Below are 23906 nucleotides of genomic sequence, written 5' to 3'. Positions count from 1 at the left end.
TTTTTGGAAACAAAAACGTAATTAAGTTTAAGAATTAAGCCCTGGTCATTGCCAGGGCTTTCTTTTTTGCTATCGGGTGAAGTCAAGAAGCCGATTTAAATACACCTTTCTCGGTGAATATTTTCTTATTTAGCTCCTTCATATTATTGCTGATCTTTCGCTTAGTAATTCTTGCATAGATCTGTGTGCTGCGCAAATCTTTATGGCCAAGCATTTTGCCGACCGTTTCCAGCGGCACGTCATTTTCCAATGTTACCGTCGTGGCAAAAGTATGCCGGGCGGTATGTGTAGTCAGTTCTTTTCTGATGCCGCAGATATCGGCCAGTTCTTTTAAGTACACATTATAGCGGTAATTGCTGTTAACAGGCAGCAGCTTGTTGTTAGCCACGCAGTAGGGATGATCTTTATACTTTTTTATGATAGCAAGCGGAATAGGCATCAGCGGAACCGTTTCTTCAACACCGGTTTTCGCCCTGTCTTTTGTGATCCATAGTTGACCGTCCACGCCCTTAAAGATATTTTCCGGCTCCAGGTTATAAGTTGTTTCATAGGCATATCCCGTAAAGCAGCAGAAAATATAAACGTCCCGCACTTCTTCAAGGCGTTTAATAGCAATCTTCTTCTTATATATCTTTTGAATTTCATGCGCCTCCAGGCATTCCCGGTCAGGCTGCACATAAGTACACTTAAATCCATTGATGGCGTTGCGCTTGATCCAGCCCTCATCTATTGCTCGGTCAATGACCTGCTTTAAGGTATTTACATATTTCATAGCCGTATTCTCGCCAATATCATCCATGATCAGGTGGTGGTAAAAGTTGGTCGCCAGCGCCATTTGCACATCGTCAAGGGCAATATCATTGAGTTTGTACTTCTTTTTTAAAAACACTTTAATTTTTCCTTCCAGCCGCTCATAGCGGGCAAGGGTTTTGTCGGAACCTTTCTGTTTGCTCACCTTTTCCGCAAACTCTTTGTTGTGCAACTGAAAGGCATTTAGCAGTGTTTTGCTTACAATTGCTTTTGGCATATAGGCTTCTTTAATCATGGCCGCGCTAACTTTAGCATGGGAAGCTTCTAACAGGATGTAGCATTTTTCAAGTCCGGATTTTGTTTTTGTGATATAGCTGTTGATAGCCTTCTGATCGGGGCAGTCTTTGCCTGCGCCAGTTTTTGCATCCCAATATTCAGGGTCGATTTCTTACCGGACGAAAACTCATCCTTTTTGCCGTCAACAGTAATTCTTACATAGATGGGAACTAGGCCGTCTCTGCTCTTTTTTGGGGTGTTCAGATAGAACAGAATCGAAAGATTTTCATTTACTTTCATAACCATTTTTTTTTAAGTGAAACATGGTTCTCTGAACTGAAAATCAAATAGATATATCGGAATCTAAGCGAAATTCGGTCGCCTAATTTCCGTAAAATAAATAGGCGACCGAATAGGCGACCGATTTACCTGCATTTAGTTAGTCTTGTTTGTATTGAAATTTCCGCTTTTTAACGGTTTAGAAGGGTATTTAAACAAAAATGGCCTTCTTTCGAAGGCCATCTGTGATCCCGCTGGGACTCGAACCCAGGACCCCAACATTAAAAGTGTTATGCTCTACCGGCTGAGCTACGGAATCAACTTCGTCGGCAACGTGTAACCGTTTCCTTTAAAGTGGTGCAAATATAGCCATGCAAGGTATTTCCTCCAAATCTCAACAGCATTTTTCTGCGAAACAGGGGATAGGCAATTGATTTTTAGGGGAATTAGTTTTTCAACCGCGGGAATCAGGCGGGTTTGGGAAGCCAGTACCTGCCAACGAGAAAAAAGAGAAGAACAAGGAGAAAAGACCGTTCGAAGTTGAAAATGGAGTAAAAAGTGAAAAGCTTCCACCCACCGCCACACCCCCTAGAGCGCAACATAGGCCCCGACTAAGGTCTGAAGACTCAAATCTCAAATCTGACGGGGTGGCCGTCTAAATACGAATGACGAACTACGATATACCCCCCATCCAAAACACCAAATCAACCCTTCACACTGCTCGCCGCGATTACCTTCCAGCCGCTGGCAACCTGTTTCCATACCCGTGTAAACTGCAACTCGTCATCGAACGGTGCACCGGCGTAACTGCCGCTTACACGTTTGCGGACCGAGACAACCGCACAGTCATCGATCAGGCGGATCTGTTGGTTGCTTATAACAATACCGGCAATCGACAATGCGCCACTCCGGTGACTCGCCAGGTCCTGCTCCTTGTTCATCACATACCCAAGGTGATTCGTGAACAAAAGCTTATCGTGCAGTAACTGGTCCAGAACGGCTAAGTCGCTGTTGCGTATGGCGCCGATCAATTTTTCTTCCAATGCGGCAATGTGCTGGGATTGAATCATAGGGATTAACTAGGTTTGATCGCCAAGTTAAGAAATCCCCGGCGAAAGTCTGCGGCTTACAGCCATGAGATCAAACGCGCACTTCGTGTATCAATAACACTATCTTTTGCAATTCACTTGTAAAATCCTTAAACTAATGATAAGTTTAAGCCCTGAACCAAATACGCTAACTAAATTTTATAATAATTTCGATGGACAAACTTCAAACCCTCGATTATGTCGTATTCCTCTTTTACTTCATAATCGTTTCCGGCTATGGCTTCTGGATCTATAAAAAGAAGAAGAAAGACCAGGCCGACTCTGCCGATTACTTCCTCGCAGAAGGCTCGCTGACCTGGTGGGCAATCGGCGCCTCACTCATCGCCTCAAACATCTCGGCCGAACAAATGATCGGCATGAGCGGCTCGGGTTTCAAACTCGGCCTCGCCATTTCGGCCTACGAATGGATGGCGGCAGCAACCCTCATCATCGTGGCCATTTTTTTTATGCCGGTGTACCTGAAGAACAAGATCTTCACCATGCCGCAGTTCCTGCACCAACGTTACAACGGCACGGTAGCCATGATCATGGCCGTTTTCTGGCTCATGCTGTACATCGTGGTCAACCTCATGTCGATCCTTTACCTCGGCGCCCTGGCCATTAGCGGCATTTCGGGCATCAGCATCACCGTATGTATCCTGGCCCTGGCCATCTTCGCCATCTTCATCACCCTGGGTGGCATGAAGGTGATTGGTTATACCGACGTGATCCAGGTCTTTTTCCTCGTACTGGGCGGCCTTGTGGCTACTTACCTGGCGCTGAACCTCATCTCGGGCGGAGGCGGCATCGGCAAGGGTTTCGCCATTCTGCAGGAAGGGGCCTCCGAACATTTCCACCTCATTTTCGAAAAAGATAACCCGAACTACATCGACTTGCCCGGCCTCAGCGTGCTGATCGGCGGCATGTGGATCGCCAACCTGAGTTACTGGGGCTGTAACCAATACATCACCCAGCGTGCACTCGGCGCCAGTTTACCGGTTGCCCGCAGCGGACTGCTTTTTGCAGCTTTCCTGAAAATGCTCATGCCGGTTATCGTGGTTATCCCGGGTATTGCCGTTTACTACATCATTAAGAACGATGCAGGCGGCATCAGCCCCGACGCACTGCTGACCTCTGGCGGCGTGCAGGACCCGAATAAAGCTTATCCGGCACTGCTGGGTCTGCTGCCCATCGGCCTGAAAGGCCTGTCTTTTGCGGCACTGACTGCGGCTATCGTGGCATCGCTGGCCGGCAAAGCAAACAGCATTGCAACCATCTTTACCCTCGATATTTATAAAAAAGCCTTCGCGCCCGAAGCTTCAGAAGGTCGCCTGGTTGGCGTAGGCAAGATCACCGTTGTGGTGTCCATGCTGCTTGCCGTGCTGCTTTCGCTGGTTATCGGCGATGCGCTGATGGGCGAGGGTAAACAAGGTTTCCAATACATCCAGGAATACACCGGTTTTGTTTCGCCGGGTATCTTTGCCATGTTCATCCTCGGGTTCTTCTGGAAAAAGACCACCTCAAACGCGGCCCTGTTCGCGACAATCGGCGGTTTCGTATTCTCGGTTATTCTGAAGTTCCTGCCCATGTGGGTCGACCTTTCGTTCCTGCATGCATCGGGCTGGTCCGTTCCAAACGGAGCCGGTGTTTACGAAATTCCGTTCATGGACCGCATGTCTATCGTATTCCTGTGCTGTATCATCGGTATGTTCATCATCAGCAAGGTAGAGAACGCACGCGGCGTGAAACCGAAAGGCCTTGAGGTCGATGCCTCCATGTTCAAAGTATCAACCTCTTTCGCGGTCGGCTCATTGCTGATCGTTGGTATGCTTGTGGCGCTCTACTCCGTTTACTGGTAGTGTGACACCTCAAATAAAAAGGCCCTGGTCATTGCGATCAGGGCCTTTTTTATTAAGAGACAAAGGTCTTCTGGTAACTCAGCGGGCTTTTGCCTGTAATTTCCTTAAAGTACTTGTGAAAACTGGCAAAGTTGTAGAAACCGCTCTCGTAACACACTTCCTTGACGGTCATCCGGCTTTCGATCAACAGCTTGCAGGCATGTCCCACGCGGATCTCGTTGATGAACCGGGAATAGGTCTTGCCGCTTTTCGACTTGAAGTACTTGCAGAAAGAATGATGGCTTACCCGCGCCACCTCGGCGATTTCAGCCAGCTGGATCTTCTTCTTAAAATTCGTGATGCTATAATTGTAAATAGATTGGATGCGGTCTTTTTCTGAATCCTGGAAATTGTATCTGAAGCCAAGTGAAGCCAGCAGCGTTTTATCCTTGGCGCGGGCAATGCTGGTCAGCGCCTCCAGCAGCCTGATCAGGCGCGTGGTGCCCTCCGTTTCGGTCAGCTGCCTGATGATGGCCGATATGGCCACACTTTCATCGGCACCAATGCGCACACCCCGGCGGGACTGCTCGAGTACCTTTCGCAGTTCATGGTTTTCGGGCAGCTCTAGGAAGGCTTGTCCGAAAAAATTCTCTTTAAAATGAATGGCCCAGACCTCAACCTCGCTGCCGTCACGAAAATATTCCTCGTCGAAGCGCCAGTAATGGGGCAGGTTGCTACCCACAAGCACCACATCGCCGGGTTTGAAAGACAGCATGCTGTCGCCAATGAACTGCGTGCCTGTACCCTTGCGCACGTAGATCAGTTCGGTTTCCTCGTGGTAATGCCAGCGGTTGTTGATATCAGGCGCTGTATCGCGCCGCGCGCTGAAAGAATGCAGGGTGTCTGTAGAAACTTTTAAGAGTTGCGGTTTCATTCTTTTGTGCTTAAACTGGAGGAATTGCGTTTACAATAAAATTAAAGATATTGGACAATATTAAGTCACCGAAATCAAATAACGGCAAAATCATACAATAATTAGCCAAAACCAGACAATCAACTCTGGCAAACCGGACCTTTATTTGTAAGACGGCAACCGTACAAGCTAACCACGCTTTCGCCGCCGCGCGTAGGGTCCGCCAGGGAGCACCTGCGCCTAAAGACCTCTTGCATGCCATGCAAGCGCTCATACGGACAGTCAAGGCGCGGCCAATTTTACAAAACACCACCGGCCCGGGCCGGAAATTATCGCTTGAGCATGAACCAACGCATACTACAAATTCACGAAAAAGACAATGTGCTGGTGGCACTGGCCGATTTACCCGCAGGAAGCAGCCTGACTTTCAAAGGCGAAACGTTCTACCTGACCGAGGAAATCCCGGCCAAGCATAAGTTCTTTATGCAGGATCTGGACGCAGGTGCGGCGGTCACTATGTATGGGGTACTCGTGGGCCGCACCCAGGTGCCGGTTACCCGGGGAAGCCGCATGCGTACCGAAAATACCAAACATGCAGCTGAACCCTACGCTTACCGCGATGCTGTGTACAACTGGCAGGCGCCGGATACAACGGCCTGGCAGCAGCGCACATTTGACGGTTATCACCGCGCCGACGGGCGCGTAGGCACAGCCAATTACTGGCTCTTCATTCCAACCGTTTTTTGCGAAAACCGCAACCTTGACGTGATCAAAGAGGCCCTGCACAATGAACTGGGTTATTCGGTTAACGAGCAGTATAAAAGATATACACAGTCCCTGGCCCAAGCCTACCGGGAAGGCCGCGCACTGCCCGATGCCAGTGTACAGTTCGCCGCCGCAGAACCGGCAAACCGGCTGTTTCAAAACATAGACGGCATTAAATTTCTGAACCACAGCGGTGGTTGCGGCGGAACCCGGCAGGATGCCGACACACTCAGCAAACTGCTTGCGGCTTATGCAGACCACCCGAACGTGGCCGGGGTAACCCTGCTTAGCCTGGGCTGCCAGCACCTGCAGGTGGCCGACTTCCAGCGCGATCTGGCGGCACGAAACCCCGCATTCGGCAAACCGCTTCTCATTTTTGAGCAGCAGCGTACGCAAAGTGAAGCACAGCTGATCGCCGATGCCATCAGGCAGACTTTCGAAGGGCTCATCGCAGCCAACCGCACCGGGCGGCAGCCTGCACCGCTAAGCAAACTGTCGGTCGGCGTAAAATGCGGCGGAAGCGATGGTTTCAGCGGCATTTCGGCCAATCCGGCCGTTGGGCATTGCGCCGACCTGCTTGTTGGGCTCGGGGCACAGGTGCTGCTCGCCGAATTTCCGGAACTGTGCGGCGTGGAACAGGAGCTGATTGACCGCACGCCCGAACGGCGGGTTGCCGAGAAATTCATCCGGCTGATGACGGAATATGATGAAATGGCACACCGAGTGGGTTCCGGGTTTTTCATGAACCCTTCGCCGGGGAACATCCGGGACGGACTGATTACCGATGCCATGAAATCTGCCGGGGCGGCCAAAAAAGGCGGTTCTGCACCGGTAGCCGATGTACTCGATTACACAGAACCGGCTATCCGGCCAGGGTTAAACCTGGTGTGCACACCCGGGAACGATGTAGAAGCCACAACGGGCAAGGCGGCGGCAGGTGCAACGCTGATCCTGTTTACCACCGGACTGGGCACTCCGACAGGCAATCCTGTTTGTCCAACAATCAAAATAGCCACAAACTCAGCCCTGGCCAGCCGCATGAGCGACATCATTGATATCGACACCGGCCCGGTCATACGCGGCGAAAAAAGCCTTGCAGAAATGGGTGCAGATATCCTGGAGTATTGCATTGAGGTGGCCAGCGGGCGTAGCCTGCCGAAGGCGGTGCAGTTGAACCAGGACGATTTTATTCCCTGGAAACGGGGCGTTAGCTTGTAAAAAGAAAGACTATGTTCTCTTTAAATCATAAAAAGGCAGTGGTAACCGGCGGCGGAAGCGGCATTGGCCAGGCCATTGCCGTTGCGCTGGCCGCACAAGGCGCCGAGGTACACATCATCGAGCTCAGTACCGACAAGGCCACCGCAACACTCAGCCAGATTACACAGGCAGGCAACCAGGCGTACAGCCATGCCTGCAATGTGGCCGATCAGGCGGCAGTAGGACAGGCCTTTTCGCAGATCGGCCCGATCAATATCCTCGTCAACAATGCCGGTATCGCACACATCGGCAAGGCCGACACCACAACCGAGGCTGATTTCGACCGCGTCATGCAAGTGAACGTCAAGGGCGTGTACAACTGCCTTTTTGCCGGCATTCCGCAACTGCGGCAGGCAGGAGGGGGCGTAATCCTGAACATGGCATCAATCGCCGCGCTGGTTGGTCTTCCCGACCGCTTTGCGTACAGTGCGGCAAAAGGAGCGGTCAAAGCCATGACCATGAGCGTAGCCAAAGACTACATCCATGAAAACATCCGCTGCAATTCCATATCGCCGGCACGGGTACACACCCCTTTCGTAGACGGATTCCTGCAGCAGAACTATCCGGATCAGGTGGCAGAGATGTTCGAAAAGCTGAGCAAAACACAGCCCATAGGCCGCATGGCCAGGCCCGAAGAGGTCGCTGCGCTGGCGGTTTACCTTTGCAGCGACGAAGCCGGCTTCATTACTGGTGTGGACTATCCGATAGACGGCGGCTTTACCACTTTGAATAATTAAATTAGGATAAAAATACAGCATGAAACTGATCAGATACGGAAATCCGGGCCAGGAAAGACCTGGCGTTATCATCAACGACAAAATGTTCGATGTGTCGGCCTGGGTAAACGACTATGACGAAGCCTTTTTCGGCGGCGACGGCCTGGCCGGCCTGCGCCATACAATAGGCACAGAACAATTGAGCGAGATACCGGCAGGTACGCGACTCGGCGCACCGCTGGCCAGGCCGTCAAAAATCATCTGTGTGGGCCTGAACTACAAAGACCATGCAGCTGAGACAAATGCACCTATTCCGGCAGAACCGATTCTTTTCTTCAAATCGACCACGGCGATCGCCGGTCCGAACGATGACCTGGTCATTCCCCGCAACAGCCAGAAAACCGACTGGGAGGTCGAACTGGCCCTGGTGATTGGCAAAAAAGCCAGCTACGTGACTGAAGCAGATGCGCTTAAACATGTGGCAGGGTATACGCTCCATAACGATTACAGCGAACGGGAATTTCAGCTGGAAAGAAACGGACAGTGGGTTAAAGGCAAAAGCTGCGACACCTTCGCGCCCATCGGCCCGTTTATTGCCACCCCTGATGAACTGCAGGATGTACACAACCTGCGACTCTGGCTAACGGTTAACGGAAAAATGCTGCAGGATGGCAGCACGGCCAACCTGATCTTCAACATTCCTTACCTCGTATCATACATCAGCCAGTTTATGACCCTGCTACCGGGCGATGTCATTACCACCGGCACACCAGCGGGCGTGGGGCTGGGCCAGAAACCCGAACCCTGGTACCTCAAACCGGGCGATGTGGTGGAACTGGGAATTGACGGACTGGGAAGCAGCCGGCAGGTAGCCCGTGCTTACGAATCATAAAACGCATGAACCGCTACTGCCTTTCTCTCGACCTGGTCGATGACCCCGCGCTGATCGCCGCCTACGATGCACACCATGCGGCGGTTTGGCCAGAAGTACTTGACAGCATACGAAACTCGGGTATTCTTGCCATGGAGATTTACCGCACCGGCAACCGCCTGTTTATGATAATGGAAACCGCTGCCGGCTTTTCGTTCGACGCCAAGACGGAAGCTGATGCAGCCAATGCGAAAGTGCAGGACTGGGAAACGCTGATGTGGACCTATCAGCAGCAGCTGCCTGGCAGCAAACCGGGCGAAAAGTGGCGGTTAATGGTTCGGATATTCAGCTTTTCTGTATGATAGACAGCCATGTGCATTTCTGGAATTACGATCCCAGGCGGGATGCCTGGATTACGCCAGACATGCAGGCTATCAGGCAGGATTTTCTGCCCGCTCAGTTTGAGCAGGTTAATCCCGGCGCTGGTTGTGTGGCCGTTCAGGCCAGCCAAACTGATCTGGAGACCGGTTTTTTGTTGCAGCTGGCCAGCGACAATCCGACGATCCAGGGAGTCGTAGGCTGGACGGACCTGCGGGCGCCCAATGTGGAAGATACGCTCGCGCAGTACAAAACCTTGGCGTTGCTAAAAGGCTTCAGGCATATTGTCCAGGCAGAACCCGAGGGGTTTCTGGCACAGCCAGACTTTATACGCGGCATACATGCCCTTGGCCGGGCCGGTTTTAGGTACGACATCCTGGTATTCTCGCAGCAGCTGACCGAAGTGGCAGCGTTCCTGGAAGCCTGTCCGCCACAGCCCTTTGTGCTGGACCATTGCGCAAAGCCAGCCATTGCTTCAGGCCGGATCGACGACTGGACCGCGGATATACAGCGCATTGCCAGGCACCCCAACGTGTCCTGCAAAGTTTCGGGCTTGCTGACGGAAGCCAACTGGCAAAACTGGTCGGCTAAAGAGATCTATCCGTATCTTGATGTCGTTTTCAGCGCATTTGGCATAGAAAGGCTGCTTTTTGGCAGCGACTGGCCACTGGTGCAATTGGCCGGCGGGTACCGGGCCTGGCTGAACCTGCTCAGCGCTTACCTGGATGGTTTTTCTGAGGCTGAAAAAACGGCTTTTTTTGGCGGCAATGCTGCCAGGTTTTATACATTATCCTGATGGACCTGAATTTAAAAGACAAAGTATTTATCGTTACCGGCGGTGCCAAGGGCATCGGCGCCTCGATTGTGAGTTTGCTTGCGGCAGAGGGGGCCCTGCCCATTATCGTGGGCCGGAACGAAGCTGACAATGCGGCCTTGACAAGCCACTTGACTGAACAGGGGCAACGCGCAGCCTTTGTGACGGCCGAACTGAACGAGCCGGCGCGCTGCGCGGGGGTCATCGCCGAAACGCTCAGACGTTTCGGGCGCATTGACGGACTTGTCAACAACGCCGGCCAGAACGATGGTGTGGGGCTTGAAGACGGAAGTTATGAAGCCTTCATGGCCTCGTTACACAAAAGCCTGATTCATTATTACCTGCTGGCGCAGCATGCACTGCCCGCGCTGAAGCTGAGCAAGGGCAGCATCCTGAACATCAGCAGCAAAACGGCTGAGACAGGGCAGGGGGGCACCTCGGGTTATGCAGCGGCCAACGGCGGCCGGAACGCGCTGACCAGGGAATGGGCGGTCGAACTGTTGCCGTATGGCATTCGTGTGAACGCGATTGTGGTAAGCGAGTGCTGGACGCCTCAGTACGAAACCTGGGTCCATTCTTTTGCAGACGGTGCAGAGAAACTTGAGGAAATTACCAGGCGCATTCCGCTTGGGCAACGCATGACCAGCAGCGAGGAGATTGCCAATGCCGCTGTCTTCCTGCTCTCTGAACGTTCCAGCCATACCACAGGCCAGCTGCTGCATGTTGACGGTGGTTATGTACACCTGGACAGGGCCATCCGCTAGCCTGTCAGGCAATAAAATTTCATGTACCGAACTTCTGTTGCAATTTAATCGATTAAGCCTATCTTTATCCGCATGAAAAGAGTGTCTATCAAAGATATTGCCCAGGCAGTCGGTGTTTCGACAGCTCTGGTTTCTTACGTGCTGAATAACAAGGAAAAAGAAGCCCGGGTGGGTCAGAAGATTGCCGAAGTGATTCGCGTGAAGGCCAGGGAACTGGGGTATCAGCCCAACCAGATCGCCAAAAGCCTGAAAACCGGCCGGTCGCAAACCATCGGTCTGATCGTGGCAGACATTTCCAACCCGTTTTTTGCCAACATTGCCCGCACCATCGAGGACGAGGCCAAAAAATACAATTATACCGTGATCTTCGGCAGCTCTGATGAGGCTGCAGACAAGTCGCAGAACCTGATTAACATCCTGCTGGAAAGGCAGGTAGATGGCTTTATCATTGCGCCGACCGAAGGTTCGGAAGAACAAATTCGCAGTTTACAGGACCAGCGCATTCCTTTTGTCCTCATTGACCGGTATTTTCCAGATATACAGACCAACTTTGTTGTGACGAACAATTACCAGGCATCGTACCAGGCTGTACGGCACCTGGCCGGGCAGCACCGCAAAAAGATCGCCATGATCGCTTATAAAAGCGAGCTGGTGCACATGAAAGAGCGGGAGCGGGGTTACCTTGATGCGCTCAAAGACAGCGGCCTTGATTCTGACCTGAACCTGGTTAAAGAGATCAGCTACAACTTTATCCAGCGGGAGGTAGGCGAGGTAATGGGCCAACTGATGCGCGGCCATCCCGATATCGACGCTTTTTTCTTTGGAAGCAACGCTTTATCGATGGGCGGCCTGCGGTACCTGAACCGCAACAATTACCGAATTCCTGAAACCATATCTGTGGTCTGTTTCGACGAAAGCGAGGCATTCGACCTGTTTTATGCACCGCTGACATTTGTGAACCAGCCCTTGCTCGAAATGGGCAAAGAAGCGGTCCGCATCCTGGCCGAACAGATCAGCGGCAAACAACCACAATTGGACCAGGTGTTTGTAGATTCTGCGCTGATTGTCCGGGAGAAGCATTAAGAGCACCGCCGAATCAGACATCAGGAACCGGGCATAAAGCCCGCTTTGCACAACTGGGTGCCAGAGGAGCAGTGCCTGTCAATAGAGCCCTTACGGCGGTATACCAGCTGCCTTTGATCGTTGCGAAGTGGCCTTGTATTGTCTCGCCACAGAACAGCCGCCCGCCTTTTGCTTCTTTTCGGCGGGGAAAAGAAGTAGCCGCCGCGGTTAGGAGCGGCTCCAATTGCTTTTTTAGGTGAACCAGGAGCCAGGAATAAAGACCGCGGCGGCGACCTGCAATGCGCTTATATGCTGAGTTTGTCAATGTCATGCTGAGCTTGTCAATGTCATGTTGAGCTTGTCGAAGCATGGATCCAGCATATACAGAACCAAAAATAAAAACCGGGGCCCCTAAGCGGAATCAAGAGCCGGGAACAAGGAATAAAGACCAGGGCGCATACCCGTCGGCCGTCCACACCATTATGTCATTCAGGGCGAAAGCGAAGAATCTGTTCGTATCCCCACTCCTCATTCCGGAACCACAGCTTGATTGTCTGGCGGGCAAACCGCGCGGTGAGGAATCTCCCGCTGCTGTTATTCAGCTGTAATCCATGTTTTGTATCACAACACAACAAGCCCCGCGCCCCGTACTGGAGAGATTCCTCCGCGCTACGCTGGCATTCTCAGAATGACAGTAAGGGTTGGGTGGGCCACGGGAACCGGGATGGGTGCAAAGACAATAAGGAGCGCTCCGGCTGAACAACATTTAAAAGGCACGCTGGCCATACGCCAAGTAAGCGCCACCAGACACATCCAGCCGCTGCCATGCATAATCGTTTTAGTGAACCTCCAAACGGCATCCTCACAGAAACCGCAAAACGTAACAAAAAAATTAATCCGAAAATCAAAAAAAATATTTGGTTGTTTAAACGTTTAAGCTTAAGTTTGAGTAAACGAACCAAATTATAAACCAAATCGAGCCATGCTTCGCCACATCTAACTGGCGTTTTTTTCGAACATGTAGCTTAAACGTGTAAGCTAGTTTTCCGGAGAACGGAGCACAAGCCGATTCTTAAATGATCAAAATTAAACCGCCAGGGCGGCATGGGCTGCCGCATGGCCAAATTTTACCACACATGAATCTAACCAGACTTTTTTCTTTCTTGCTTATTGTGCTCGCTGCCAGCCAGCTCAAGGCTCAGAAACCGGCCTCCTTTAACGGCCTCGACATGAACATGGGCAACCTCTCGCGTTTATCTGACGCGCAGACGCGTTCTATCAGCCCCGAGAACTTTACCGGGGCAAAAGGAAAGGGCGGCATGGCAGATCCTGTCAAACAAAACGGCCAGCGAAATGTGGCCAACGCCGCTCACGCCTCCCGCGATCTCGGCCTCGGCTGGAAAGTGAACCCCTTTATCACCATCAACTCCAAAGAAACGATTACCATTGCCGAAATCGACGGCTCGGGCGCCATACAGCACATCTGGATGACGCCTACCGGCAATTGGAATTTTTCCATCATCCGCTTTTACTGGGACGACGAATCCGAACCATCGGTCGAAGCGCCCGTCGGAGCTTTCTTTGGCATGGGCTGGGGCAGGTATTCACACCTGAATTCCATGGCCATGACCGTCAACCCGGGAAGTGCCTTCAACAGTTACTGGAAGATGCCTTTCCGCAAGAAATGCCGCATCACCATGGAAAACATAGACGAACGGCCTATGAACCTGTATTACCAGGTCGACTACACCCTCACGCCTGTTGGTGAAGACGAAGCGTACTTCCATGCGCAGTTTCGCCGCAGCCGCCACAGTCCGACATCCCTGCATACCATCGTAGACGGGATTAAGGGCAAAGGACACTATGTAGGCACCTATATGGGCGTTGGCGTGACGAACAACGGCTGGTGGGGCGAAGGAGAAATCAAATTTTTCATGGATGGCGACAAGGATTACGCCACCATTGTAGGGACCGGTACAGAGGACTATTTCTGTGGCTCGTATAACTTTGACAGCCGTAAGAAAACAGCTTCGGGTGCTGAAATTACAGACTACACAGAGTTCAATACTCCCTTCGCCGGCCTGCACCAGGTTTTGCGCGGCGACGGCCATTATGAGGTTTCCCAGCGTTTCGGCATGTACCGCTGGCACATCATGGATCCTGTCCGCTTTGAAAAAGACCTGAAGATCACCATACAGGATCTTGGCTGGCGTTCAGAAGGCCGGTACCTGGCTCAGCGCTCTGATATTGTAACTGTTGCTTACTGGTACCAGCGCGAACCACACGCCCGTTTCCCTAAACTTCCTTCTAAAGACGAACTGGAAGTGAACTAACCGGCTGCCTGACCAGCAGCTCAACCACGCTATCAACCAATCAACTAAATAAGGAAACATGATGAAAAGTACAGTACAGGCATTCGCCGTACAGCAGTACGGTAAGATCCGCAGCACTTTACTGGCCGGCCTTTGCCTCGCAGTCCTGATCGCTGCCTGGCCATCCCTTGCCCAGGCGCAGCAGGCCCGCAAGGTTGGCGGGGTCGTCCGCGACGAAGCGGGCGAGGCCCTGGCAGGCGTCAGTGTGCAGCTGAAAGGCACCACCACGCGGGCAGCTACCAATGCGCAGGGGCGTTATGAGATCAGTGCGCCGGCCGGGGGCGGGGTGCTCGTTTTCAGTTTCATAGGCATGCAGACACGAGAGCTAACCCTGGGGAGCGGGAATACCTATGACATCCAGCTGCAACCTGCTGCAAATGAACTGGACGAGGTGCGTATCTACACGGGTTACATGACCCAGAAGAAAGCCGATTTAACCGGCGCCGTAACGGCTGTAACCCGTGATGATTTTGTCAAAAACCCGAGTGCGAATGTACTCCGGTCGCTTCAAGGCAAGGTACCCGGTGTAAACATCACCACCAACGGCAACCCGGCCGAAGAAATCGGCATCCAGGTTCGTGGCGTCACATCGATCAATTCCTCGCCGCCGCTTATTGTACTGGACGGACAGCCGGTCAGCATCAACCTGCGCGACATCAACCCGAACGATATTGAAGGCATCCAGTTTCTTAAAGACGCCTCGTCGGCCTCGATTTACGGCTCGCGGGCCGCAGGCGGAGTCATTCTGATCAACACTAAAAAAGGTCGCAAGGGAGAAAACGAGATTACCTACGAAACGTACATGGGTCTGCAGAAAATAACCGGCGTTCCAGACATGCTCAATGCCGAACAATACGGTCGCGGTCTGTGGCAGGCCACCGTTAACGACGGCATTGATCCCGCTACCATCCGCATTTTCAATTATGACTGGAACACCAATGCACAGGGTATTCCTGTATTGAACCGCGTAACCCCGGTGCCCTGGCTCAATAACCAGAAAACAATGCCCTCGGCCAACACCAACTGGTTTGATGAAGGCACGCGTACTGGTCTGCAGCAAAACCACCAGGTAACCATATCGGGCGGCAGGGAACGTTCGTCGAGTTTGCTTTCGCTCAACTACTACAACAATGACGGTACGCAGATCACCTCTCAGTTCAGGCGGTACTCGGCCAGGTTCAACAATGAATACGACCTGATCAAAGGCCGGCTAACCGTGGGCGAAAACCTGACGCTGACCAACCTCAAGGTGCGCAGTGTAAACAGTACCTACCAGTTCCTGGTCATGCCGCCAAATGTGCCTGTATATGACAACAATGGCGGCTGGGGCGGTTCGGCAATGGGATTGGGCATGGACGACTTTAACAACCCGATCCGCGAACTGGAATTAAGCAAAGACAATGGGTTTAACTTCATGAAAGTCTTAGGCAATGCCTATGTCAACCTCAAAATACTTGACAACCTGAATTTCAGAAGTCAGTTTGGTGTCGATTACAGCATGTCTTACCTGCGCGATATTCAGCGCAAATGGGCGGAAGGCGGCGGCCGGGGAAGCGACATCAACGGGGTTCGTCAAACAAACGGCCAGAACCTGGGCTATACCTGGACCAATACCGCTACCTACAATTTAACCCTTGGCAAAAGCGTGATCGACATGCTGGCCGGCACAGAAATCTACAAATTCGTGGCCGAAGATATCAACTCTTATCGGGACGGACTCGAAGCCGAAGACCGGGACTACGCGTATCTCGGTGCCGCAGCCGGCGACCGCAAGGAACAATTTGGCGGTGGTGACGAGCGCAGGCTCGCTTCTTTCTTTGGTAAGGTCAACTACGCCTTTGCATCCAGATACCTGCTTTCTGCTACGATCAGGCAGGATGGTGCTTCTGTTTTCGGAGCCAACAACCGCTATGCTGTTTTTCCGGCATTTTCTGCGGGATGGCGCATCAGCGAAGAAAAATTCATGAAAAGCCTGACGGCGATCAACGACCTGAAGATCCGTGCAAGCTGGGGGCAAAACGGAAACTCTGAACCACTGGGCGCCGGACGGCTTTACAACATCTACGCTACAGACTTCAACGGCACCTCTTATCCCATTGCCGGCAACCCCTCAGGAAGCATTCCAAGTGGTTTGCTGCGCCGGCGCCTGGGCAATGCAGACCTTCGCTGGGAAGCAACGACCCAGGTTAACCTCGGTGTCGACTTCGCCCTGCTGAAGAACCGGCTGAGCGGATCGTTTGACTGGTTTGACAAAACAACCACCGGCATGCTGTTCGAACCGCCGTACCCTGCTGCACTTGGCGAAGGTGGTTACCGCTTCATCAATGCGGGCAACATGAACAACAAGGGCGTAGAGCTGGTGCTGAGCTGGGCGGGCCGCGCTAAGGACTTTAGTTACAACATTACCGGCAACATGGCTGCCTACCGGAACCAGATCGTTTCCGTACCTGAAAGTTTTAAATATGTATATGCCGGCAATGGCCTGCTCGACAACATCATTGGCCGTTCCCGCAATTCGCACTACGGCCTGGTTGCCGACGGCATCTTCAAAACGCAGGAGGAAGTGGACAACTCTGCCCGCCAGAACGGCAAGGGGCTGGGGCGCATCCGCTACAAAGACCTGGACGGCGACGGCGTCATCAATGAAGTGTACGACCGCGCCTGGCTGGGCACATCAGACCCAAAACTTACAGCCGGTCTCAACTTTGCCGCCACGTACAAAAACTTCGACATTACCTTTTTCTTCCAGGGCTTTTTCGGCAACACCGTTTACAACGCCTGGAAAGAATCGAGCGATTTCTGGAACATTGGTATCCAGAAAGACCGGAACCATCCGGTACGCATCCTTGATGCCTGGTCGCCGCTCAATCCCAACTCTGACATTCCCGCCTTATCAAGGGGCGATGCCAACGGCGAAAAGCGCTTTTCATCATACTACCTGGAAAACGGTTCTTACGTGAAACTGCGTACGCTTGACATCGGCTACTCATTCCCTGCGCAGCTCGTGCAGCGCTGGAGCATGAAACGGCTCCGCGTATACGTCTCCGGTCAGAACCTGCTTACCCTGAAAAAGACCTGGGGAGACGACCGGTTTACCGCTGGTGATCCCGAGAACCCGGGTACCGGCTATCCCATGCCCGTTACCGGATTTATTGGTTTAAATGTTACTTTTTAAAACGCTAGTTATGAAACACATAAAACTCAGCATACTCATCTTCGTACTGGTCGGTATGATCGGCTGCAAGAAGTTCCTGGAAGTTAATCCGAAGGGCGTGCTGTCTGAAGAGCAGGCGCAGGACCCGGCGCAGATCGAGAAGTTCGTGATTGCAGCTTACTCCCATATGGCCGGCCTGGGGTACGGCGATACACACAACCCGTGGATCCAGAGCGTGCGCTCTGATGATGCCTACAAAGGCGGCGGCGGCCTTAACGACCAGACGCCCTGGCACGAAATGGAGTTGTTTGCTCCCGTAACCTCCAACATTGGCAACAATGATGGTCCGTGGTTTGCCGGTTACCGCGGCATCAGCCGGGCCAATACAGCACTTAACCTGCTTTCGAAGGTCGATGCAGCAGCCTTCCCGGCTAAAGACCAGCGGGTTGCTGAAATGAAATTCATCAGGGCCTGGATCTATCTGGGTATGAAACTGCGCTGGCGGTATATCCCTTTCATCAGCGAAACCACGCCCAACGATGCAGACGCTGTAGCCAAGGTACCCAATCGCGAGCCGAACCAGAACGATCTTCCCCTCTGGGACCGCATCATCAAAGATTTTGAAGAGGCCGCGGCCGCTTTACCTGAAACGCAGGCCGAAAAAGGACGACCCACCCGGTATGCCGCACACGCGTTTGCAGCGAAGTCACTGCTGTTTCGGGCCTATGAAAAAGACGACCGCCACCAGGTCGTGAACATCAACAAGGAAACGCTGACCAAGGCGCTGGCGCACATTGACCTGATCATGGCCAAAGATGGTTCAACTTATGATCTGGAGCCAGATTTCGCCAACAATTTCCTGATCCAGTATGACAACAACACCAAAGAGTCCCTTTGGGAGGTTCAGTACTCAATTGACGATGGCACCACAGACGGGCGTCTGAACCGGGGCGATGAACTGAACGCGCCTTACTGGGCGCCTTTCTTTGCCTGCTGTGACTTCCACAAGCCATCGCACACGCTGGTTAACGCCTTTAAGACCGATAACGGCGGCCTGCCAGATTTTACGGGTTACAACAACACAGAGATGAAGGGAAACACCTACGTTGCCTATTTCAAAAGTCACAGTTTTGATCCCAGGCTCAGCCATACCGTAGCCATTCCGGGTTACCCTTTCAAATACAACAACCAGCTGATCTATGAGGAAGCCGCTACGCGCGATGCAGCCCAGTACGGTTACTTTAAATCGCTTAAGGAACAGGTCCTTCCCGACTGTGACTGTGTCTTCAAGCCTTTTTTTGTTTACAACTCAATGAACAAAAAGGAAATACGGTATGCCGAAGTATTGTTGTGGAAAGCAGAGATCCTGATCCAGCTGGGTAGGGAACAGGAGGCGCTGCCCCTGGTAAACCGCATCAGAACCCGTGCCGCGAACAGTACGGCGCGTCTTAAAAAGCCTGATGGCACACCCTGGATGGATTACCGGGCTGACACCTACAAACCCGGTGTAAACTGCACCTGGACAAAGGAGTTTGCCATGCAGGCTGTGATCTGGGAAAACCGGCTTGAACTGGCCAACGAAGGGCGCAGGTTCTTCGACCTGATGCGCTGGGGCATTCTTGAACCGACCATGAACGCCTATTTTGCCAAAGAGGGCGATCGTTTTGCCTGGAACCGGCAGGGCCGTTTTGTAGCCGGACGTGATGAATTCCTACCCATACCGCAGCCCCAAATGAACTACTCTCAGGGCAGTTATACTCAGAACCCGGGATATTAATCAGCAGACCATGAAAAGATACATAAGCCTTTGCCTGATGCTGCTTGTGCTGGCAGCCTGCAAAAAATCCACAGATTACAGCAAACCTGGCGTTAGCCTGCCGGCGGTTACCAATGTAACGCTGCAGAAGACCGGTGCCAAAAACGTTACCCTGGGCTGGACCGTGCCGCAGGGCATGCCGGCCGAGATTGAACAGCCGCTCAGCGCCAACATACAGGTTACAGAGGTGATCAGCCCAACGCGGACGATCGTCATCAACGAGTTTACGGTTGCCGCCAGCCCGTCAACGTTTAGCTATGAATTGCCCAATGCCACGAAGACCTACCGCTTTATCGTGAAACTCTTTGGCAGAACACGAAATAAGGATGTAAATTATGCATCCAGTATTTATTCGCTCGGGCAAACGGTTCAATACACCCCCTGAGCACCTAAACCGACCTATACTCCTCAAATTAAATGAACAACCTGAACACTACACGAACCATTGCCGCAGGTTTGCTGGGACTCTTCCTGGCCGGCTGCAGCGGCAGCAACAAAGAAAAGGATCAGAAAGACATGACTGCATTCGAAAAAGGGACCTTTGGCTATGACCTGGCCTTCCTGCAAGACAAAGACAGCCTGGTGGTATTGAAAGACAGCTCCGGCCAGGGCCAGCTGATCGTATCGGCCAGGTACCAGGGAAAAGTCTTCACGTCGACCGCAGCAGGCCCGGAGGGCAAGAGCTTTGGCTGGGTCAATTACAAAGCGTTTGACCAGCCGGTAGATCCGCACATGAACGCTTACGGCGGTGAGGACCGGCTATGGCTGGGGCCGGAGGGTGGTAAATTTTCGCTCTTTTTCAAGCCCGGTACAAAAATGGAGTTTGATAACTGGCATACGCCACCGGGCATTGACAGCGAAAGCTGGGAACTGGCCGCGGCTACAGAAAAAAAAGCTTCCCTGCGTAAAGACATGGAGCTGCAAAACTATGCGGGCACACCCATTAAACTGGGTATTGAACGCGACATCGAAGTAATTGAACATGCTGGCATTGCCCGCCTGCTGGGCATCAGCCTGGGTTCAGGCATGCAGACCGTTGGTTTCCGTACCACCAATGTACTGATCAACAAAGGCAGCAATGCCTGGGATGAGCAAACGGGGGCGCCCTGCCTGTGGAACCTGGACATGTTTAGCCCCTCGCCGGGTACGGTCATCGTTATTCCTTACGAGGAAGGCGCCGCCGGCAAGGTGGCAACAACCGATTATTTCGGTGAGATCGCTAAAGACAGGATCGCTTACAAGAACGGGGTGCTTCTCTTCAAAGCCGACGGGAAATCGCGCGGCAAATTGGGCATACCGCCCGTACGCGTTAAAAATGTAGCCGGCAGTTACGCTGCAGACAGCAAAGTGCTGACCATTACCCTGTTTGACATAAACAATAAGGCAAAATACCTGAACCAGGAATGGCGCACCGACCGCGAACCCTACAGCGGCGATGCCATGAATGCCTATAACGACGGGCCGCTGGCAGACGGCAGCCAGATGGGTCCGTTCTACGAAATCGAAAGCGTATCGCCGGCTGCTTTCCTGAAGCCCGGCGGCAGACTGAGCCACAGCCACAGCGTATTTCATTTTACCGGCAATGAAAAAGGTCTCGACGCGATCGCCCGAAAAGTGCTCGGCGTATCGCTCGCAGAGATTGCAGAGACATTCAAAAAATAGATCGCCAGACAGAAAACACCCTTATATGAATAATTATCCTAAGATCGGCATCCGGCCGATTATTGACGGCCGTTTAGGCGGCATCCGTGAATCGCTCGAAGAAACGACAATGAATATGGCGCGCAGCGTAGCCGAACTGTACAGCAGCCAGCTTAAATACCCTGACGGCTCACCGGTGCAGTGCATTATTGCAGACACCTGCATTGGCGGTGTAAAGGAAGCCGCCGCATGCGCCGATAAGTTTGAGGCAAACCAGGTAGGCGTGTCGCTGTCGGTTACGCCCTGCTGGTGTTACGGTTCAGAAACCATGGACATGAACCCGCTTACACCCAAAGCCATCTGGGGCTTTAACGGCACCGAGCGGCCCGGTGCAGTTTACCTTGCCGCAACATTGGCGGCGCACAACCAGAAAGGATTGCCCGCCTTCGGGATTTACGGCAGCGATGTCCAGGACCTCGGCGATGCCGTGATCCCGGCAGATGTAAGCGACCGCCTGCTTCGTTTTGCAAAAGCGGGCCTCGCCGTTGCCATGATGCGCGGCAAATCTTACCTCGCTATCGGGTCGGTCTCTATGGGCATTGTCGGTTCTATCGTCGATCCTGACTTTTTTCAGCAATACCTGGGCATGCGCAATGAATATGTCGACTCTTCTGAGGTGCTCAGGCGCATTGAGCAGGAAATTTATGACCGCGAGGAATTTGAACGCGCCATCGAGTGGACGCGCAACAATTGCCGGGAAGGTGCAGACCTGAACCGGGAAGAAAAAATAAAGTCCCGCGAAGAAAAAGACAAAGACTGGGAGTTCGTGGTTAAGATGACCCTGATCATCCGCGACCTGATGACCGGCAATGACAAGCTGCATGAAATTGGCTTTAGCGAAGAAGCCCATGGCCACAATGCCATCGTGTCGGGTTTCCAGGGACAGCGGCAGTGGACCGATTTTCTGCCCAACGGGGACTTTTCTGAAGCCATCCTTAACTCTTCATTTGACTGGAACGGCCTTCGCGCGCCTTACATGGTAGCCACAGAAAACGATGCGTTGAACGGCGTCTCCATGCTGTTTAACTACCTGCTCACCAACACGGCGCAGATTTTTGCCGATGTGCGCACGTTCTGGAGCCCGGAAGCCGTAAAACGTGTGGCCGGCTGGGAGCCTACGGGCCGTGCCAAAGATGGCTTTATACACCTGATCAATTCCGGCTCGGCAACACTTGACGGATCGGGCAGACAGCAGCTGGATGGCAAACCCGCCATGAAACCTTTCTGGGCTATTTCTGAAGAGGAAGCCGCGGCCTGTCTTGACGCCACAACCTGGTACCCGGCCAACCGGGATTACTTCAGGGGCGGGGGGTATTCATCAAAATTCCTGACCAAAGGTGAGATGCCCGTTACCATGTGCCGGCTCAACCTGGTACGGGGCATCGGGCCGGTGCTGCAGATTGCAGAGGGCTGGGCTGTCGACCTGCCAGATGAGGTGCACGATACGCTCGACAAGCGCACCGATTTCACCTGGCCCACGACCTGGTTTGTACCGCGCTTAACCGGCTCGGGTGCCTTTCGCGATGTGTATTCAGTCATGGCCAACTGGGGATCCAACCATGGTGCCATCAGTTACGGGCACATCGGGCCCGACCTGATCAGCATGGCTGCGATGTTGCGAATCCCGGTAAATATGCACAATATTGGGGAGGCCGACGTCTTCCGTCCGTCGGCCTGGGCATCGTTTGGAATGGACCCCGAGGGGTCAGACTACCGTGCATGCCAGGTTTACGGATCACTTTACAAATAAAACCATGAGAAAAAACAAACCGAAATCCCTCTTCCGCACCGAAAACGGCACCAGTTACCTGGTTCCCTTCATTTTTATCTGTAGTCTTTTCCTGCTCTGGGGTTTCGCCCACGGCCTGCTCGATGTACTTGACAAACATTTCCAGGACATTCTTCATGTATCGAAAGCACAGTCAGGCTTCATCCAGTTTTCGCTTTATATCGGTTACCTGGCTATGGCCATTCCGGCCGGCCTGTTCATGAAACGCTTTGGTTACCAGCGCGGCATCATTCTCGGACTGATCATATTTGCAGTCGGGGCCTTCCTGTTTTATCCCGCGGCCAAACTGGCTTCGTTCCTGCCGTTCCTGCTTGCCTTGTTTGTGCTGGCCTGCGGGCTCGCTTTCCTGGAAACGGCAGCAAACCCTTACTCGACCATCCTGGGGCCAAAAGAATACGCTGCCAGGCGGATCAACATTTCGCAGTCTTTCAATGGCCTGGGCTGGATTCTTGGTCCGCTTATGGGCGGCTTGTTTATTTTTGGTGCAGAAAGCTCGGGAGAAAGCAACAAGTTTGACTCCCTGCTCAAGCCTTACATGATGATCGGGGTGATCGTCGTCGCGGTAGCCATTCTTTTTATGATCATCAGGTTGCCTGAGGTCAAAGAAGACAGCGACAGCGAAACGGCCGAAGATCCGCCCATGCGCAACCTGCTCAGGCACCCGGCCTTCGTTTTGGCCGTTATTGCCCAGTTTCTTTACGTCGCTGCCCAGACCGGTGTCAACTCATTTTTTATTAATTATGTGACCGAGACCATACCAGACGTGCGCACGCCTGTTGCGGGCATCATGGAGCACCTGGGCTGGTTTGGTGATGTTTTCATGCCAAGAAACGCAGAACAGGCCGCATCGCTGATTCTTGCCATTGGCGGCATGGGTTTATTCTGGATCGGCCGCCTCACAGGCTCATACCTTATGAAATTCATCTTGCCGCAGCGCCTGCTTGGCTTTTACGCGGTTGCAAATACCATCCTTGTGGGTGTGGTCCTGATGGAGTGGGGCTGGGCTTCGGTAGTTGCGCTATTTCTTACCTATTTCTTTATGTCGGTTATGTTCCCGACCATCTTTGCGCTCGGCGTATTCGACCTGGGGCCACTTACCAAAAAAGGCGCCTCGTTCCTGGTCATGGCCGTTGCCGGAGGAGCATTCTGCCCGCCGGTTATGGGCGCCATCGGCGACAGTTTCGGCATGTCTATCGCCTTTGTGATCCCGATGGTCTGTTTTGCCTTTATTGCCTGGTATGCCATCTGGGGTATCGGCAAAAAGATCGACGCCAGAGACATGGCGGTTCATCACCATTAACTT

The 23906-nt window shown here is 52.7% G+C and carries 19 protein-coding genes and 1 tRNA gene; 15 read left to right on the top strand and 5 right to left on the bottom strand.

Features of this window, described 5'->3' with window-relative positions:
- Positions 1–82: 82 nt before the first annotated feature.
- The 4 genes from C7T94_RS10745 to C7T94_RS10730 all read right to left on the bottom strand — a co-directional run bounded on the left by C7T94_RS10745 (position 83) and on the right by C7T94_RS10730 (position 2375).
- Positions 83–1027, bottom strand: a complete 945-nt coding sequence (locus C7T94_RS10745; RefSeq protein ID WP_162618651.1) for a site-specific integrase — start codon at positions 1025–1027, stop codon at positions 83–85.
- A 47-nt stretch (positions 1028–1074) separates the two neighbouring features.
- Complete coding sequence (locus C7T94_RS10740; protein ID WP_162618650.1) at positions 1075–1326, bottom strand: Arm DNA-binding domain-containing protein; 252 nt, start codon at positions 1324–1326, stop codon at positions 1075–1077.
- 225 nt (positions 1327–1551) lie between these two features.
- Positions 1552–1624 (bottom strand) — tRNA-Lys (locus C7T94_RS10735).
- 385 nt (positions 1625–2009) lie between these two features.
- On the bottom strand, positions 2010–2375 hold the full coding sequence (locus tag C7T94_RS10730; protein ID WP_107215340.1) for a nuclear transport factor 2 family protein: 366 nt from the start codon (positions 2373–2375) through the stop codon (positions 2010–2012).
- 191 nt (positions 2376–2566) lie between these two features.
- On the opposite strand from C7T94_RS10730, the gene C7T94_RS10725 reads away from it, so the two are divergent.
- Positions 2567–4252: a sodium/sugar symporter gene (locus C7T94_RS10725; RefSeq protein WP_107215339.1), complete on the top strand. Its 1686-nt coding sequence runs from the start codon at positions 2567–2569 to the stop codon at positions 4250–4252.
- Between the two features lie 52 nt (positions 4253–4304).
- Here C7T94_RS10725 and C7T94_RS10720 read toward each other — a convergent pair whose 3' ends face one another.
- Positions 4305–5165, bottom strand: coding sequence for an AraC family transcriptional regulator (locus C7T94_RS10720; RefSeq protein WP_107215338.1), 861 nt, complete (start codon positions 5163–5165; stop codon positions 4305–4307).
- A 321-nt stretch (positions 5166–5486) separates the two neighbouring features.
- Here C7T94_RS10720 and C7T94_RS10710 point away from each other — a divergent pair, with 321 nt between their 5' ends.
- The 14 genes from C7T94_RS10710 to fucP all read left to right on the top strand — a co-directional run bounded on the left by C7T94_RS10710 (position 5487) and on the right by fucP (position 23903).
- Positions 5487–7127: a UxaA family hydrolase gene (locus C7T94_RS10710; RefSeq protein WP_107216064.1), complete on the top strand. Its 1641-nt coding sequence runs from the start codon at positions 5487–5489 to the stop codon at positions 7125–7127.
- Positions 7128–7138: 11 nt separating this feature from the next.
- On the top strand, positions 7139–7903 hold the full coding sequence (locus C7T94_RS10705) for an SDR family NAD(P)-dependent oxidoreductase (RefSeq protein WP_107215336.1): 765 nt from the start codon (positions 7139–7141) through the stop codon (positions 7901–7903).
- Between the two features lie 19 nt (positions 7904–7922).
- Positions 7923–8774: a fumarylacetoacetate hydrolase family protein gene (locus tag C7T94_RS10700; RefSeq protein WP_107215335.1), complete on the top strand. Its 852-nt coding sequence runs from the start codon at positions 7923–7925 to the stop codon at positions 8772–8774.
- Between the two features lie 5 nt (positions 8775–8779).
- Positions 8780–9115: an L-rhamnose mutarotase gene (locus tag C7T94_RS10695; RefSeq protein WP_107215334.1), complete on the top strand. Its 336-nt coding sequence runs from the start codon at positions 8780–8782 to the stop codon at positions 9113–9115.
- Positions 9112–9927, top strand: a complete 816-nt coding sequence (locus C7T94_RS10690) for an amidohydrolase family protein (RefSeq protein WP_107215333.1) — start codon at positions 9112–9114, stop codon at positions 9925–9927. The genes C7T94_RS10695 and C7T94_RS10690 overlap by 4 nt, the downstream gene beginning before the upstream one ends.
- On the top strand, positions 9927–10709 hold the full coding sequence (locus C7T94_RS10685) for an L-fucose dehydrogenase (RefSeq protein WP_107215332.1): 783 nt from the start codon (positions 9927–9929) through the stop codon (positions 10707–10709). Before C7T94_RS10690 ends, C7T94_RS10685 begins: the two co-directional genes overlap by 1 nt.
- Before the next feature lie 72 nt (positions 10710–10781).
- Entirely contained in the window at positions 10782–11792 is a 1011-nt protein-coding gene (locus C7T94_RS10680; RefSeq protein ID WP_107215331.1) for a LacI family DNA-binding transcriptional regulator, read from the top strand.
- A 1115-nt stretch (positions 11793–12907) separates the two neighbouring features.
- Positions 12908–14104, top strand: coding sequence for a glycoside hydrolase family 172 protein (locus tag C7T94_RS10665; RefSeq protein ID WP_107216063.1), 1197 nt, complete (start codon positions 12908–12910; stop codon positions 14102–14104).
- Positions 14105–14162: 58 nt separating this feature from the next.
- On the top strand, positions 14163–17318 hold the full coding sequence (locus tag C7T94_RS10660) for a SusC/RagA family TonB-linked outer membrane protein (RefSeq protein WP_107215328.1): 3156 nt from the start codon (positions 14163–14165) through the stop codon (positions 17316–17318).
- A 10-nt stretch (positions 17319–17328) separates the two neighbouring features.
- Positions 17329–19074, top strand: coding sequence for a RagB/SusD family nutrient uptake outer membrane protein (locus C7T94_RS10655; RefSeq protein ID WP_107215327.1), 1746 nt, complete (start codon positions 17329–17331; stop codon positions 19072–19074).
- 10 nt (positions 19075–19084) lie between these two features.
- Positions 19085–19498, top strand: coding sequence for a DUF4945 domain-containing protein (locus tag C7T94_RS10650; protein ID WP_107215326.1), 414 nt, complete (start codon positions 19085–19087; stop codon positions 19496–19498).
- A gap of 32 nt (positions 19499–19530) precedes the next feature.
- Positions 19531–20775, top strand: a complete 1245-nt coding sequence (locus tag C7T94_RS10645) for a DUF6786 family protein (RefSeq protein WP_107215325.1) — start codon at positions 19531–19533, stop codon at positions 20773–20775.
- 25 nt (positions 20776–20800) lie between these two features.
- Positions 20801–22564 carry an L-fucose isomerase gene (locus C7T94_RS10640; RefSeq protein WP_107215324.1) on the top strand — a complete coding sequence of 588 codons (1764 nt, stop codon included), beginning with the start codon at positions 20801–20803 and terminating at the stop codon, positions 22562–22564.
- A 4-nt stretch (positions 22565–22568) separates the two neighbouring features.
- Positions 22569–23903, top strand: a complete 1335-nt coding sequence (gene fucP / locus C7T94_RS10635) for an L-fucose:H+ symporter permease (protein ID WP_107215323.1) — start codon at positions 22569–22571, stop codon at positions 23901–23903.
- Positions 23904–23906 lie beyond the last annotated feature (3 nt).

Source organism: Pedobacter yulinensis, from assembly GCF_003029735.1.
GTDB classification, from domain to species: domain Bacteria; phylum Bacteroidota; class Bacteroidia; order Sphingobacteriales; family Sphingobacteriaceae; genus Pedobacter; species Pedobacter yulinensis.
This window is presented reverse-complemented; position numbering and strand designations above follow the sequence as displayed.